This is a genomic window from Rheinheimera sp. UJ51, from assembly GCF_020819615.1.
Lineage (GTDB): Bacteria > Pseudomonadota > Gammaproteobacteria > Enterobacterales > Alteromonadaceae > Alishewanella > Alishewanella maricola.
The window spans coordinates 289,106-304,199 of record NZ_JAJHOG010000002.1 but is presented as its reverse complement, the minus strand read 5'-3'; the positions used below and the strand labels follow the sequence as shown (position 1 = coordinate 304,199).

Here is a 15,094-nt window from a genome sequence, read left to right as displayed (position 1 = left end):
CGGAGCCGTTATGACAGTACAACAGATCTCGTCAACTGCAGCAGACATGCCTCGAGCCTCCCTGTTACTTAACTGCGATCTCGGCGAAAGTTTTGGTAGCTGGCAAATGGGGCGTGATCACGACGCCATGCCACATATCGATCTTGCCAATATCGCCTGTGGTTTTCATGCCGGCGATGCTAATGTTATGGCGCAAACCCTCAGCTTAGCCAAACAACACAAGGTGACCATTGGTGCCCACCCCAGCTATCCAGACTTACAAGGTTTTGGCCGGCGCAGTATGCACTGTTCAGCGGCAGAAATTCGCCATTTGTTACATTATCAAATAGCCGCACTCGATGGCATGGCGCAATGCCAAGGTATGAGCGTTAGCTACGTGAAACCACATGGCGCTTTATATAATGATATGATGAGCCAGCCTGCGGTATGGCAAGCGGTATTAGAAGCCATTGCCAGCTATCACAAACCCCTAAAATTAATGATTTTAGCCACTGCCGACGCCGCTTTACTAAAACAGCAAGCCGCGACAGCCGGTGTGTCTTTATTATTCGAAGCCTTTGCTGATCGCCGTTATACCGACCAAGGCAAGCTAACGCCTCGCGCTCAAGCCGGCGCGGTGTTACATGGCGCAGAAGTGCTCGAGCAAGTCGACCAATTACTCAAAACCGGCACCGTGACCACCGACACCGGCCGTACCCTCGCCTTGCAAGCCGATACACTGTGCGTACACGGTGATAACCTTGAAGCCATTGCGCAATTGCAACAGATCCGAATGCGAGTCAATGCATGTCAGAGATAAATCTTAACCGCTCAGATCTGTTGGTGGGCGGCTTATCCGCTGCAGATTATCATTTACAGATCGCCGGTGAAAATGCTTATATATTGTATTTAACTACGCAGCAAATTAGCCCTGGCACAGCGCTGCATATTCAAACCGCTATGCAGCTATTACAGCCGTTAGTCGGCACGGTGTTAGTAGAGTTATTACCCTCTTATGCCTCATTACTGATTACCTTTAATCCGCTGCAACATAGTCACTTAACGCTGCGGCCTTTATTGGTTAAGGCTTTAGCCAAACCTGCAGCAAAATTAGCGACCAGTACAGCCAAATGCGTAGAGTTGCCCGTGTGGTATAGCGAACAAGACGATTTAGATTTAGTACGGGTGGCCAAAGCCACAGGCTTATCGGTTGCTGAAGTGATTGCACTGCATAGCGAGTGCAGTTATCAGGTATATGCCATTGGCTTTGCACCGGGTTTTGCTTATTTAGGTGAACTCCCGGCCGCATTAGCGTTACCACGCTTAAGCACACCGCGCGCCAAAGTACCGGCCGGTGCAGTCGCCATTGCCGATCGCCAAACCGCGGTGTACCCCGCAGCTTCGCCTGGAGGTTGGCATCTACTAGGGCTTTGCCCGGTGCCGATGTTTAACGCCAAACAACAACCGGCGATGCCGGTGGCCGTGGGCGATCAGGTCAATTTTGTGCCGATCACCGCGCGCGAATATAGCTTGTTAGGCGGTCTAGTATGACGAGCATGACGGTACTGCGCATTATTAGCCCTGGGGTGTTAAGTTTACTGCAAGACCAAGGCCGCTTTGGCATGGGGGCGCTAGGTTTAACCCAAGGCGGCCCACTCGATTTACACAGCTTTCGCTGGGCCAATGCGTTAGTGGCCAACCCTGTTAACAGCACACTGATTGAACACAGTGTCGGCGGCTTAACATTACAAGCCGTTGCAAACTGCGTGATCGCGGTCACGGGTGCAGAGTTAGCTTTAACCTTAAACGGCAAGGCGGTGCAGTGCTGGCAGGCATTAGCGCTTAAAGCCGGTGACGAAATTGAACTGGGTATGTGTAGCCGTGGCTTACGGGCTTACATTGCGGTTGCGGGCGGTATTGCCGCCCCCGCTCAGTTTGGCAGTAGCGCCACCGTAATGCGCGAGGGTATTGGCGGCTTGCAGCAAAACGGTCAAAAGCTTACCGCAGGGGCTGAGCTCGCTTTAGCAACCGCAGCAAACAGCCATATCAACACCAGCAAAGCGCCGGTTGCCGCTGCCATTCGTCAACGCACTTTACCCGGCGCCACTCCTCTGCAACTGCGCTTAATTGAAGGCTATCAATCAGCGTTATTTAGCGCCACCGCGCGGGCGCAGTTTTATTTACATACTTATCAAGTCAGCCCACAGTTTGATCGCATGGGCTACAAGTTAAGCGGCCCAGCCATTCGTTGCAGTACCAGCCAGTTGTTATCCGAGGGGATCAGCTATGGCGCCGTGCAAATTCCACCCGATGGCCAACCGATAGTGCTGTTAAACGATCGGCAAACCTTAGGCGGCTATCCGAAAATAGGCAATGTGCTGTCTCTTGATTGTTGGGCTCTGGCGCAGGCCAGTAGCGGCACACAGCTTAATTTCAGCCCAATCACCGCCGCCGATGCGCATAATTCGACTCATTTAGCTGCCGCTAGGTTAAAACGCGAATATCAACACTATGGCATTAGCCCGACTGTTTTGGACACCCTATGACACACGCTGCGCCCAATACCGCCTCAAGCCACCCCATGCTGAACTTAAAGCAATTAAGCCAACAGCTGGAAAACTGCTTGGTGGAACGCAATTTGCGCGGTATGCAGCTGTTACAACCGCATTTACGCCCCGGTTATTTGCTGCGCGCCGCGCGTTTGTTTAACTTACCCGCCGGCAGTACGGTATTAATTGGCACCGGCTTTCCGGTATTAGAAACCTTTGAAACCGATGGCCCGGTCGGCGCCATTGCCCTGTATCAATGCGCACTACAAATGCAGTTAAAGCCGATTATTGTTTGTGGTGATCCGCTATTTAGCGTGTTAAGCCAGCGCTACCAGTGCTATGCACTGCGGGTCAATCAATATCAACAGTTAGCGCAAATTGCCACAGAGGCCTTAGCCGAATTAAAACCAGCCTTGGTGCTGGCGATCGAGCGCCCCGGCTTTAGTGCCAATGGCCGCTATATGAATATGCGCGGTGAAGATATATCGGAGCGCTGCGCCAGCTTTGATTATTTTTTAGAGCAAGCCGCTTGCCCCACCCTGGCTATTGGCGATGGTGGCAATGAAATTGGCATGGGTAATTTAGCCGCCGTTTTAGGCCAATTAAATATCACGCCCAGTGTTACCGAATGCGACGAACTGGTGATTGCCGATGTTTCCAACTGGGCCGCCTGGGGCATTATTGCCATGGTGTCGGTATTACGCGGCGAAAATTTACTGCAACAAGCCAACCTACTGGAACTACTACAATACCTTGTTGCTAACGGCTGTATTGATGGCGTCACCCGCGCCAATACCTTAACTGAAGATGGTTTACCTTATAGCGAGGGTGCAGCTCTGATTACCCGCTTGCAGCAATGGGTAAAGGATGCGCTAAACCCCGTTGCTACGCCAACCCTTTAATTTTTTAATTAACACGAGATATCCATGAGCACAGTCTATTTAAACGGTCATTTTATACCTGCCAGCGAAGCGAAAATATCGCCAATGGATCGCGGCTTTTTATTTGGCGACGGTATTTATGAAGTGATCCCGTCTTACCACGGCCGTTTTGTTGGGTTTGCACCGCATATCACGCGCCTGCACAATGGTTTAGCCGAGCTGAGTATTCAACATGGTATGCAAGCCGCAGAGTGGGCCGACATTTGCCAGCAATTACTGACGCTCAATCAACCTAGCATGGGCGATAACCTCGCGGTGTATATTCAGGTCAGCCGTGGCACTGATAGTAAGCGCAACCATGCCTTCCCAACCGATATCCGCCCGACGATCTTTGCTTATGCCTTTGCCATTGCGGCAGAGCCCATCGCCGATAAGCAACACGCCACCACCTATCATGCGGTAACCGGTAACGATTTACGCTGGCAGCGTTGCCATATTAAATCCACCTCGCTGCTTGGTAACGTCTTACATTATCAACAAGGTAAAGAGCAAGGCGCGCAAGAAATCTTATTGTTCGATCGTGAGGGCTTTTTAACCGAAGGCGCTGCCGTTAATGTGTTTGTGATTAAAAACGCTGAAATCGCTACCCCGCCACTCTCTAACAAGCTACTCCCTGGCGTCACGCGCTTATTACTATTACAGATTTTACGCCAGCATAGTCCGCTAAAGGTGGTTGAGCGCGACATCAGTTATGCCGAAGTATTGGCCGCCGATGAGATCTGGTTAACCAGCTCCAGCAAAGAGATTGCCCCCGTCACGCTGTTGAATAATCAACCGGTCGGTAACGGCCAAGTCGGTGACATTTGGCTACAAGCACAACAATTATTTAGCCAATATAAATATAGCATATAATACTTTTATACTATTTATTTCTGCTGCTTTATTGCGCAAAACAGCCATAAAGCTGTTATAGAGCAATAAATTAGCAATTTTTTAATTAGATTAAAAAATAGTGCTTGCGAAATGTGAAAAACCGTCCAGAATAAGTATTAGCCCAAGCGGCTAACAAAACTCAGGAGATGTAAATTATGAAACGTGTACAACAAGGTTTTACCTTAATTGAATTAATGATCGTAGTAGCGATCATCGGTATTTTGGCTGCGGTAGCATTGCCAGCTTACAATAACTACACAATTCGTTCTGCTGACAATGCATGTTTAGCAGAAGCCACTGCTCACGTTCGTGCAGCGTCTGTTGAACGTTACGAAGGTAGAGATTTTCCAGCAGGAACAGCTGCTCGATGTGAAGATCTAGATGCAATTGCTGTTGATGACGCAGGTCCTTTTACAACTGCTCCAATCGACCCAGGCAGAGGTACTATTTCTTGTGACCTAAACACATCTACCTGTGTTTTAACACCAGCTGCATAAGTTTTGCTACCTTTGACGACCCTTCGGGTTCAGATACCGAACAACAAGCCCGCCTCGTGCGGGTTTGTTTTTTTGCAAGACCTTCGGGGTCTTATGCTGTGAGACCTTCTTTGAAACCTTCGGGTTCACCCATTAGCCTCTCGGTGTCAATAGCATAAGCGAACCCGCGCGCACGCAAGTGCTCATATCTTTTTTTATTCCTTGTAAACCAATAACCTTCGCATTTTAGTTCTCGTTGGTGGTTATGCGTGTATCGCACCCGTCACTCATCAGGATCAAGGCTCTGGACTCACTGCGTCCTGCCCCTGGCTACTTATAGCCCCAGAAAACCCTCTGCTCTCCTGCTTGTCCAAGTGATGCAGCTTTGCTGCGACAGAATCATGGCTTTAAACCAACCCCTAGATGGCTCAGGCAGCAGGTGATGTTACAGATACCGAATACAGAAAACACTGCGCCCTTATAACTTGTCGCCGTTGATATTGGTGTTGATGAGATGGCGTTGCGATTAATCACGCCCCCTAAATTATCACGCTAACCAATGATCTTTTAAGTTAACCAAAAAGCAACGATGCCAATACCGAACCTCAGTGGTAATGTCATTTTTTTCAAAAAAAACCTGTTTAGTTATTAACCACTCTTGACGACTGCAAATTTTAGAGGTAAAACGTTTAAGACAACTTTAACGTAGCATATCAACTCGAAGAAACAACCAAGTTTATGTTTGAAAGCGCTGAGCTGACTTTGCTGTTATTGGTTAAAACTAGCAAAATTGACTTAGTCTGCTACTATAAATCAAAGAATGCTGCAAAAGCACACTTGATAATGAAATTATACAAACGCTATTTTTCGCCTTTTATCTGAAACGATTTAGATAGAGTCAAAAAGTAGGCTGAAGCACCGTATGATAATAATATTTATTCAAGACCGACAAGGGAGACACCAGATGAAAACAACACCAAATCGCCGTTCTTATTTGGCGCTGGCTATTGGTTTAGCATTAAGTGCTAATGCCGTGCAGGCGCAACAAGACAACACCGAGACTGAAACCGCAAATGCTGAACAAGCTGCTGAGCCCTCCGGTTTGGGCTTTGAACGTATTATCGTTACCGGTTCTGTCTCACGTAATCAAACCGTGATGCAATCTAGTGTGTCAGTGAGTGCTTTGACACTAGAAGATATTGATGCGAGTGCGCCAAGATCAACTGCCGAAATCTTCCGTATGCTGCCCGGTGTACGCAGTGAATCAACCGGTGGTGAAGGTAACGCTAACATCGCTGTTCGTGGTTTACCGGTGGCCGCAGGCGGTGCTAAATTTTTAACCTTACAAGAAGATGGCTTACCCGTAGTACAGTTTGGTGATATTGCCTTTGGTAACGCCGATATCTTTGTGCGTGCCGATGCTACCCTCTCGCGGTTAGAAGTGATCCGTGGTGGCTCAGCCAGTACGCTAGCCAGTAATTCACCTGGCGGTGTGATTAACTTTTTAAGTAAAACAGGCGCCGATAATGGCGGCAGTATCGCCATGACGACCGGTTTAAATTACGACCAATTCCGTACTGACTTTGAGTACGGTGGCGATATTAATACGGATACCCGCTTTCATTTGGGCGGTTTTGTCCGTCAAGGCGAAGGCATTCGTGATCCTGGTTATCAAGGTGAACGGGGTTATCAGTTAAAAGCCAATATCACTAAAGAATTTGATACGGGCTATGTACGGCTTTATGCCAAACACTTAAATGACCGTGTTGCCAGCTATATGCCGATGCCAATGCGTGCCGATGGTAGCTCAGTAGCGGGCTACGATTCGCAACAAGATACCCTACAATCCGTGTATTTAACCGAAACCGTGCGCTTAAATGGTGCTAATCAGATCTCGCGCGGTGATATTCGTAACGGGATGAATCCTGAAGTCAATAGCTTCGGGGTGGAAGCCGTTTTTGATTTAGATGATAACTGGACGCTAGATAACCGCTTCCGTATTAGCAGTGTTAGCGGCAATTTTATTACACCCTTCCCAGCCGAAGTGGATAATAGCCAAAGTATTGCCGACAGTATTGCAGGGCCAGGTGCGGTTGTTCGTTATGCCGTAGGACCTCAGGCTGGCGAGCGTTATGATGCCAGTGCCAATGCGATGCGTATTCATACCTTTGATGTTGAGATCAACGATTTCGGTTCAATGGTTAACGACTTAAAACTGTCCCGAAGCATTGGTGAAGTGGATGTGACTTTAGGCTATTACATCGCCGATCAGTCTATTGATATGTCTTGGCTGTGGAATTCCTATTTTATGGCCTTAAAAGGCGATAACGCAGAATTGCTGGATGTTACCGCTGCAAATGGCACAGCGTTTTCTGAAAAGGGTTTATTAGCTTATGGTGTGCCATTTTGGGGCAATTGCTGTCAACGGAATTACAACACCGATTACAGCATCAAAGCACCTTATGCTTCTGCAAGCTGGGGCTTTGGCGATTGGTCGTTTGAAGCCAGTGTTCGCCGCGATATGGGTGATGCGACAGGCACCTATGCGGGTGCTGTGCAAAGTAGCCGTGATATGAATGGCGATGGCGTCATTAGCCAAGTTGAACAAAGTGTGTCAGGTATCGACTTAGCTAACCCGCAGTTAGTGAATTATGACTGGAGTTACAATTCATACTCGGTAGGTGCTAACTATCAATACAGTAGAGACTGGGCAGTATTTGGTCGCATCAGTAAGGGTGGCCGTGCTAATGCCGACCGTTTACTGTTTGGCAAAGTTAATGCAGATGGCTCAGTAGCAGCACAAGATGCGGTAGATCAGGTAAAACAGTACGAATTTGGTAGCAAGAGCCGCCATGGTAATTTAAACCTGTTCGCCACCGTGTTTTTTGCTGAAACCGATGAGCAAAACTTTGAAGCCACGACCCAGCAGTTTTTTGACCGCGTATATGAAGCCAAAGGTGTTGAGTTAGAGAGTAGCTATCGGATTGGTGATTTCGATTTCCGCGGTTCGGTGACTTGGACGGATGCTGAAATCAGCCAAGATGCACTTAATCCAGCGGTAGTAGGTAATACGCCACGTCGTCAAGCCGACTTTATCTATAACTTATTAGCACGTTATACAATGGATAACGCACAGGTCGGTTTCACTATAGTCGGAACGACCGGTGCCTATGCGCAAGATAACAATGATCTGAAGTTTGATGCTTATACGCAGCTGAACGCCTTTGCTAACTATGAGCTAGCTCAGAACTTAACACTGTCAGTCAATGTAAATAACCTATTTGATACTGTGGGTATTACTGAAGCGGAACAAGGCAGTGTACCGGCAAACGGCATTATTACGGCCAGAACCATTAACGGTCGCACGGCTTCGTTAGGTATACGCTATCAATTCTAAGTGAGTTGTGCGCTTTTCTAACTGGCATTGTGAAAAGAGATATGTAAAGCTGCATTAACGTGCAGCTTTTTCGTTTTAGACAATCGGATCTGCGGCGGTAGCACAAGTTTATAAGCAGTTTAAGGATAGTACAGTATGGCAAAAATTACATTGAAATCACTGGCTAAGCACCTAGGGGTGTCCGTGGCAACGGTTTCAAATGCCTTTAATCGGCCAGACCAACTGTCTACTGATTTGCGCCGCCATATCTTGGCCGAAAGTGAAAAACTCGGTTTTAACGGCCCGAATGCCACGGCGCGCAGCTTGCGCACCGGCCGTTCAGATATGATTGCCATCTTACTCGCCGACTCGCTCGATTATGCCATTAGCGATCCGGTGGCGAGCCAATTGATTAAAGGCATTGCCGAAGTATTACAGCAACAGGGTAAAGATATGTTGTTGCTCTCTGGCAGCAAAGCGGTGCACAGCACAGCCGAAGCCATGCCTGATGGCTTTATTATTTACGGCCGCTCGAAAAGCCCAGAGCAACTCGACCGTATACTGGCCAGTGGTAAGCCGATGATCACCGTCGACTGTAACCTCCCCGATGTCGGTTCTGTCAATATCGATAATTACCGTTATGCCTATGACATTGCAGAATATGCCTTGCAGCAACAAGCCGGTAAGATAGCAGTATTAGGCTTACGTTTACTCGATTCAGACCGTGTCTGTCGGATGCAACCGAACGAGCTGTATCATGAAGAAGAATCTATCGCGCGGCGGCGCCTTGATGGTTATTTAGCGGCGATGCAAGCGCAAAACCGCGCCTTGCCAGCCGAACAAGTGTGGCATATCCCCGTTAATACTCATCATTATGCCGAAATCGCCGCACGTGAAGCCCTTACCCAATATCCCAGGCCGCAGTTATTACTCTGTATGAGTGATCGCATCGCCTTAGGAGCCATCGCTGCCGCGCGCCAACTGGGCTTACGCATTCCAGAGGATCTGCGTATTGTGGGTTTTGATGGCATTGAAGAAGCCGAGCGTGCCTACCCTGCGCTAACCACGATTGCCCAGCATAGTGATGAGAAAGGCCGCACTGCTGCCCGTTTGTTACTGAGCGGCCAACAGCAACAACATGTTTTGCTTGATTGTGAGTTGCGTTTACGCGACAGCTGCTAAAACGCCTGACGTGCCGACCTTCCCCCTTGTTTTAAACTCACAGTATTTTGTTTAAATATCGTGCAGAAGCCTTGCAACTTAATCGTTTAAGGTGTAATTTTAAGTTAATTAAAAACAGGCGACGACATGTACTCAGTACAGCGATCACCTGATAAAAATAACGTTAGCCTCAGGCTGATTCTTAACAAGGTAGAAACATGCAAAACTCTCAACCGCACGCTGCTGTCGTGGTGGATAACCACACCCATAATCAGGTTAAATGGATGACCTGCCTAATGTTTTTTGTGTTCGCTATGACCACAGATGCCGTTGGCGTCATTATTCCAGAAGTGGTGGCTCAGTTTAATCTAACACTGACGCAAGCCGCCGCCTTTCATTATGTACCGATGATCTTTATTGGTTTATCTGGGTTATTCCTAGGGCAACTGGCCGATCGCTTGGGCCGTAAGAAGATTATATTATTTGGTTTATTTATTTATACGTTGGCCTGTGTTGCCTTTGCATTTGGCCAAAGCTTTAACTTTTATTTGTTACTACTGGGCCTGTGCGGTTTAAGTATCGGTTTATTTAAAACCGGTGCCTTGGCGCTAATTGGTGATATCAGTAACAATGCGCAAGGTCATACCCGTTTAATGAATCGGGTAGAAGGTTTCTTTGGCCTCGGTGCCATTGCTGGCCCCGCTTTAGTGGCATTGCTACTGAGTTATGACCTCGCTTGGGAGCAGCTTTACTTGTTAGCTGGCTTTATTTGCGCGGTACTACTGCTGATTGCTTGGCGCATGGATTACCCCGGTTATGTCACGCAAGCGCAAAGCTCGATTTGGGATTGTTTAGCCTTAGTTAAAAACCGCTACGCGCTGGGCTTTTCGCTAGCAATCGCCTGTTATGTGGCAACCGAAGTGGCGATTTTTGTTTGGCTGCCGACCTTACTGCAACAATATGATGGCCAATGGACCACCATGGCAGCACATGCCATCACGGTATTTTTTATTTTACGCACGCTGGGGCGCTTTTTAGCTGAATGGCTGTTAACCCGTTTTTGTTGGACGAGTTTATTGGCTTGGTTTAGTACCGTGATCGCAGCCTGTTTCATCGTCAGTATGTGGCAAGGTATTGCTTGGGCACTGTGGCTCATGCCGCTGTCGGGGCTCTTTATGTCGATGATGTATCCCACCTTAAACTCCAAAGGCATTAGCTGCTTTCCGCGCAATCAACATGGCGCTGCCGCAGGCTTAATTTTGGCTTTTACCGCTTTAGCCGCTGCTTTAGGGCCTTTGTTAATGGGTATTGTTGGCGATATGTTTGGTGATGTGCGCTATGGCTTCTATCTGGCCACCGGCTTTGCCGTGCTGCTGTGTATCGGTTTGTGGTGGAACTTCTTGTTTAACCCGGCAGAGCAACAACTGCAAAAAGCGGCACATTAGTTTAATACTTTTCAGTTAAGCAAACCGCGTGGTACTGAATACCAAACTGATTAATATTACACATTAGCTCTGAACATTAGCTCTGAACGTTTTCTCTGTAGTTTGCCCCGCTTGCGGGGCTTTTTTTTATCAAAATTAAATCTATACAAGGCTGAAAGGAATACGGCTTAGTAGACTAAGCCGTAAATGAATAACCGCCTTTAACTCACCGTTGCGCTTAACCATAGCACTTGATAAGGCGCCAAATGTAAGCTGCGACCATGCAACAACTCACCGCTTAGCTCTTCGCGCCACTGACTACCAGGGGCACCCACAAAAACTTGCGGCTCTTCACTAAAATTGACCACACATAACATGCTTTGTTGATCTAATTGCCGCCGATAAGCGAACAAATGCGGATTACCGCTATGTAATATCTCGGTTTGCCCTGCGCCTAATACCGGTAAGCGGCTACGTGTGCGAATAAGCTGTTGCAGCTGAGCATAGATTTTACCTGAGATACTGTCGGGGTTGTGGGCCTCAGCTAACTGTTGCTCGCTAACGGCAACGCGGTTGACCCAGCGGCTATCGTCACGTTTGTGCGGATCATCCTGATAAGCATAATCATTGAGCAAACCCAGCTCGTCGCCCATATAAAGTAACGGCAAGCCGCCAATACTGAGAATAATACTGTTCAGCAAATAAATACGCGCTAAGGCAAATTGTAAATGCGTGGTGTTACCACTTTGCACAGCTTGCTCGACACCCGTTAAAGACGCCAGCATGCCAGCTACCCGGCAATCACCGGTCACTGGGTTTTGTTGAAATGGCACGCCCGTGGCAAAGCTGCCAGCAAACTGCCCAGTATAGAATTGATTTAAAAATTGCCGATGATGCTCAGGGTTAATGCCTAACTGCCAAGCGATCTGATCATCAAAAGTCCAGCCAATGTCGTCATGGCAGCGAATATAGTTAACCCAACTGCACTGTGGATCAATCGCAAAACGTCGTTGCAATGACTCGGTTAACAAGCGTGTTTTACGGGTCGCTAAGCTATTCCATAACAAAGCCATTAATAGTGGGTTATAAGATAACTGGCACTCTTGCGGCGCAATGTACTTTACCACTTCATCTGGATGCACTATGGCTTCTGATTTAAATTGTAAAGCCGGCGCTGCTATCGCTGCCACCGCATTAAAGGCACGGATCAAGGTATGCGCTTTTGGCAGGTTTTCACAAGAGGTGCCGGCTTCTTTCCAAACAAAGGCTAAGGCATCCAGCCGCAGCACTGCGGCACCTTGATTGGCCAAAAACAACATTTCTTCAGCCATGGCATTAAACACTTCTGGGTTGGCGTAGTTTAAATCCCACTGGAAGCTGTTAAAGGTGGTCCACACCCAGCGCTCGGCATGGGGTTCAAAGGTAAAGCAACCACGACGAATTTCTGGAAAGATTTCTCGTAGCGAGGGCGCATACTGATCGCGTTCTTGCTCGTCGAAAAAAAAGTAATAATCTTGGAATTGCTGCTCACCGGCTTTGGCTTTTTCGGCCCAACGGTGCTCATCCGACGTATGGTTAAACACAAAATCGAGCACAGGCCTAATCCCTGCGCTGTGCAATTTTTGCATCAGCTTAGCCAGTTGCGGCATTGAGCCGAGATGCGGCATAGTCTTGCGATAATCGGATACGGCATAACCGCCATCGCTGTTTGGCTCGGGGGCTTTAAAAAGCGGCATCAAATGCAAGTAATTGATACCGGTTTGCTGAAGGTAAGGAATACGCTGCTCTAGGCCTTTAAAATCGCCCGCAAATAAATCGACATAACACGCAGAGCCCAGCGCTGTTGGCGCTTTATGCCACTGCTGCGGATCCTCATCTTCTTGCAGCAAGAAATCCGGCCGCTGTGCCAACGCCTTGGCTAATACCTTTAGTAATTGTTCTAAATGGTAATGGCAATCGTAACGCTCACCATACAGCTGTAAGTACAATGGCAGCAACTGCGGTAATAGCTGCTGTAAACGCGCTTCGAGTATGGGCCAGCGACTTTTCGCACTGGCTTTAAGTGTCGAACTATAACGTTTAAGAATTGTTGCGCATTCAAGTTGTAACTGGCTTGTGTTTTCGAGTAATGCTGTCGCTGTTTTTTGCATGGCGATCTACCTTTGTCTTCTTGTCTTAACGCTGTATATTTGCTTTTATCTTCGAATAATTCAAGTAAAAGCTAAAAAATAAGCAATTTAATTACGACTTTACGACAGCAAACTACAGCGACTAAAAACCACGTCTTAATCAATTAAGTTTTATGCGTTTAGCAAGTGTGCTGAAAAGGGTGTCCGCACACAGTTCTGATGTTCACTCATCACCGAAAATAAGCTTAAGTAACGTGAAAGCGGGCTTAGAAAAACACGAGGTTGTTTCAGGCCTACCCGGTAACAAACGAGCAGGCCCTTGCGACGGGCTTAACCCATTAACATTTCAATATCGGCATCAACATCTGGCATGGCTAAAATATGCTTATAAACGTCGTCTAATTGCAGATGAAGAGCATGCGCCAATTTTGCTGGGAATAACTCAAATTGTTCTTTTTGAATATCCTGTTCATGCTCAATTAAATAACGGCTTAATACCAATAATGACGCATAAGGATCTAAGGTGCCGCTCTTCGCGGGTGTATATTGATGTTGAATGGCTTGGGCAATCTCTTCCGGAAAATGCCAATGCCGTGCCAGCTCGGCACCGGCTTGGGTAAAATCAAAACCTAAATGCTTCATCTCAATTTCGCGGCGGCGATTACCGGCAGCCACTTCTTGATCAATTAACACCGCCGTTTCCGGTTTAACGATGTGGATTAAATACTCCCCTACGCCGTGTAATAAACCGCACGTGTAGGCCACATCGGCATCCGCTTTAATCAGTTTGGCTAAATACTTTGCCCGATTCGCCATCCGAAACGAATAGCGCCAGTAAGCAGGTAAATCGAAACCGGGGATAGCTTTAAAACTGCCGGCTAAACCCACCGATAACACTAAGGTACGCAGGGTACTGGTGCCAAGCACTAACACGGCATCTTTGACGGAGCCAATTTTGCGATGACCGCCATATTTGGCTGAGTTGGCCAAACGCAATACCTTAGCAGTTAAGGCTTGGTCACTGTTTAAAATAGTGGCTATCTGTTCACTGCTCACGGTATCACTTTGAAAACTGGCGATAAGATCTTGTAACACTTTCGGAATTGACGGCAGGCTAGTGGCTTTTTCTATTAGTTCGCGCATAACAACATAATTCCCATAACGATTAAATGGTCTTAAGTTTCAGCATAGAGTATTTTTGCCTTGATTAGCTATTGCTTTACTGAACTTTTCTGCATTTATTTAGCAATACGCTCCTGCCGAACAGCCTTGCTGGTAAAACAAGCAATAACGCCTACACTTATTAAGTCAATTTAATCTAAGGAGTTTTGCTATGCGCAGTGTTCCTATGTTTCTTTATCCCATTACGCTTATATGCACTAGCCTGCTGCTCACAGGTTGTAAACCAAATACGCCAGCCGCCCCGGCTATGAATCCTATAGCAGAAGTTGCGGTGATCACCGAACCGCTGAAACCCGACACTTGTCTGTTAAAAGTTGGCTTTGATGCTTGGGAGCCCTACCATTATTTAGGGCAAGCCGCACAACCACAGGGCTTAGATATCGATATTTTGCAAGCGCTGACCCGCGAGCTCAATTGTGAGTTACAACTGGTGCCGGGTGACTGGGCGAATTTATTAAGCCAACTACAGGCCGGTGAACTCGATGTATTACCTGGTGCCTCAAAGAATGCTGAACGTGAACGTTATGCTTGGTTTTCTGATGCCTATCGACAAGAACAATTTGTGTTACTGACCAGAACCGATGTGGAAATGGATTATGCCGATTTTCCAGCGCTCATCGAGGCGGGCCATACTATCGGTGTGGTCAGTGGTTATTATTATGGTGACTTAATTAATCAATTGTATGGCGAAAAACCGCAAGCCTTTGTAAACGCCCAGATCAGCGAACTTAATTTAGCGCGCTTACAAGATGAAGAGATCAGCGGTGCCTTAGAAGATAGCTTTGTCGCTGCCGCGATTATTCGCCGTAAGGGGTTGAGCCAACAAATACAGCGACACACACTAAGCTTGGCGCCATCTGAGGTATATTTTATGCTCAGTAAAAAAAGTGTCTCAGAATCACAACTAGCCGAGATTAATCAAGCTATTAGCGCCTTGCAGCAAAATGGTAGCTTGGCTGAATTAATCAGTCGCTATCAGCAATAAGCCGTTTAGCTACTCTGAC

12 protein-coding genes are annotated in these 15,094 nt (G+C 47.4%); 10 read left to right on the top strand and 2 right to left on the bottom strand.

Annotated elements, in window-relative coordinates; all coding sequences use genetic code 11:
* The first annotated feature begins 10 nt into the window (after positions 1-10).
* The 9 genes from LMJ53_RS03410 (at position 11) to LMJ53_RS03370 (ending at position 10,800) form a co-directional block, all read left to right on the top strand.
* Complete coding sequence (locus LMJ53_RS03410; protein WP_229584813.1) at positions 11-799, top strand: 5-oxoprolinase subunit PxpA; 789 nt, start codon at positions 11-13, stop codon at positions 797-799.
* Complete coding sequence (locus LMJ53_RS03405; RefSeq protein ID WP_229584812.1) at positions 787-1,530, top strand: 5-oxoprolinase subunit B family protein; 744 nt, start codon at positions 787-789, stop codon at positions 1,528-1,530. The genes LMJ53_RS03410 and LMJ53_RS03405 overlap by 13 nt, the downstream gene beginning before the upstream one ends.
* A complete protein-coding gene (locus LMJ53_RS03400; protein ID WP_229584811.1) occupies positions 1,527-2,525 on the top strand; it encodes a biotin-dependent carboxyltransferase family protein in 999 nt (332 codons plus the stop codon). Before LMJ53_RS03405 ends, LMJ53_RS03400 begins: the two co-directional genes overlap by 4 nt.
* A complete protein-coding gene (locus LMJ53_RS03395) occupies positions 2,522-3,430 on the top strand; it encodes a glutamate cyclase domain-containing protein (RefSeq protein ID WP_229584810.1) in 909 nt (302 codons plus the stop codon). Before LMJ53_RS03400 ends, LMJ53_RS03395 begins: the two co-directional genes overlap by 4 nt.
* A gap of 24 nt (positions 3,431-3,454) precedes the next feature.
* Complete coding sequence (locus LMJ53_RS03390) at positions 3,455-4,321, top strand: aminotransferase class IV (protein WP_229584809.1); 867 nt, start codon at positions 3,455-3,457, stop codon at positions 4,319-4,321.
* A gap of 176 nt (positions 4,322-4,497) precedes the next feature.
* Positions 4,498-4,839 (top strand): pilin, encoded by a 342-nt coding sequence (locus LMJ53_RS17065; protein WP_324295580.1) that lies wholly within the window; start codon positions 4,498-4,500, stop codon positions 4,837-4,839.
* Between the two features lie 943 nt (positions 4,840-5,782).
* Complete coding sequence (locus LMJ53_RS03380) at positions 5,783-8,215, top strand: TonB-dependent receptor domain-containing protein (RefSeq protein WP_229584808.1); 2,433 nt, start codon at positions 5,783-5,785, stop codon at positions 8,213-8,215.
* Positions 8,216-8,350: 135 nt separating this feature from the next.
* Positions 8,351-9,376, top strand: a complete 1,026-nt coding sequence (locus tag LMJ53_RS03375) for a LacI family DNA-binding transcriptional regulator (protein ID WP_229584807.1) — start codon at positions 8,351-8,353, stop codon at positions 9,374-9,376.
* Between the two features lie 197 nt (positions 9,377-9,573).
* On the top strand, positions 9,574-10,800 hold the full coding sequence (locus LMJ53_RS03370) for an MFS transporter (RefSeq protein WP_229584806.1): 1,227 nt from the start codon (positions 9,574-9,576) through the stop codon (positions 10,798-10,800).
* A gap of 200 nt (positions 10,801-11,000) precedes the next feature.
* Here the strand turns inward: LMJ53_RS03370 and LMJ53_RS03365 are convergent, their stop codons facing one another.
* Together LMJ53_RS03365 and LMJ53_RS03360 are read right to left on the bottom strand one after the other, a co-directional pair.
* Positions 11,001-12,929 carry an alpha-amylase family glycosyl hydrolase gene (locus tag LMJ53_RS03365; protein WP_229584805.1) on the bottom strand — a complete coding sequence of 643 codons (1,929 nt, stop codon included), beginning with the start codon at positions 12,927-12,929 and terminating at the stop codon, positions 11,001-11,003.
* A gap of 309 nt (positions 12,930-13,238) precedes the next feature.
* On the bottom strand, positions 13,239-14,051 hold the full coding sequence (locus LMJ53_RS03360) for an HDOD domain-containing protein (protein WP_229584804.1): 813 nt from the start codon (positions 14,049-14,051) through the stop codon (positions 13,239-13,241).
* Between the two features lie 286 nt (positions 14,052-14,337).
* On the opposite strand from LMJ53_RS03360, the gene LMJ53_RS03355 reads away from it, so the two are divergent.
* A complete protein-coding gene (locus LMJ53_RS03355; RefSeq protein WP_229584803.1) occupies positions 14,338-15,075 on the top strand; it encodes a substrate-binding periplasmic protein in 738 nt (245 codons plus the stop codon).
* The last annotated feature ends 19 nt before the right edge of the window (positions 15,076-15,094 follow it).

Bases quoted from the DNA above. Each gene is read 5' to 3' on its own strand.
- LMJ53_RS17065 (WP_324295580.1), top strand. From the start codon at position 4,498: ATGAAACGTGTACAACAAGGTTTTACCTTAATTGAATTAATGATCGTA.
- LMJ53_RS03390 (WP_229584809.1), top strand. From the start codon at position 3,455: ATGAGCACAGTCTATTTAAACGGTCATTTTATACCTGCCAGCGAAGCG.
- LMJ53_RS03380 (WP_229584808.1), top strand. From the start codon at position 5,783: ATGAAAACAACACCAAATCGCCGTTCTTATTTGGCGCTGGCTATTGGT.
- LMJ53_RS03405 (WP_229584812.1), top strand. From the start codon at position 787: ATGTCAGAGATAAATCTTAACCGCTCAGATCTGTTGGTGGGCGGCTTA.
- LMJ53_RS03375 (WP_229584807.1), top strand. From the start codon at position 8,351: ATGGCAAAAATTACATTGAAATCACTGGCTAAGCACCTAGGGGTGTCC.
- LMJ53_RS03370 (WP_229584806.1), top strand. From the start codon at position 9,574: ATGCAAAACTCTCAACCGCACGCTGCTGTCGTGGTGGATAACCACACC.
- LMJ53_RS03395 (WP_229584810.1), top strand. From the start codon at position 2,522: ATGACACACGCTGCGCCCAATACCGCCTCAAGCCACCCCATGCTGAAC.
- LMJ53_RS03360 (WP_229584804.1), bottom strand. From the start codon at position 14,051: ATGCGCGAACTAATAGAAAAAGCCACTAGCCTGCCGTCAATTCCGAAA.
- LMJ53_RS03365 (WP_229584805.1), bottom strand. From the start codon at position 12,929: ATGCAAAAAACAGCGACAGCATTACTCGAAAACACAAGCCAGTTACAA.
- LMJ53_RS03410 (WP_229584813.1), top strand. From the start codon at position 11: ATGACAGTACAACAGATCTCGTCAACTGCAGCAGACATGCCTCGAGCC.
- LMJ53_RS03400 (WP_229584811.1), top strand. From the start codon at position 1,527: ATGACGAGCATGACGGTACTGCGCATTATTAGCCCTGGGGTGTTAAGT.
- LMJ53_RS03355 (WP_229584803.1), top strand. From the start codon at position 14,338: ATGAATCCTATAGCAGAAGTTGCGGTGATCACCGAACCGCTGAAACCC.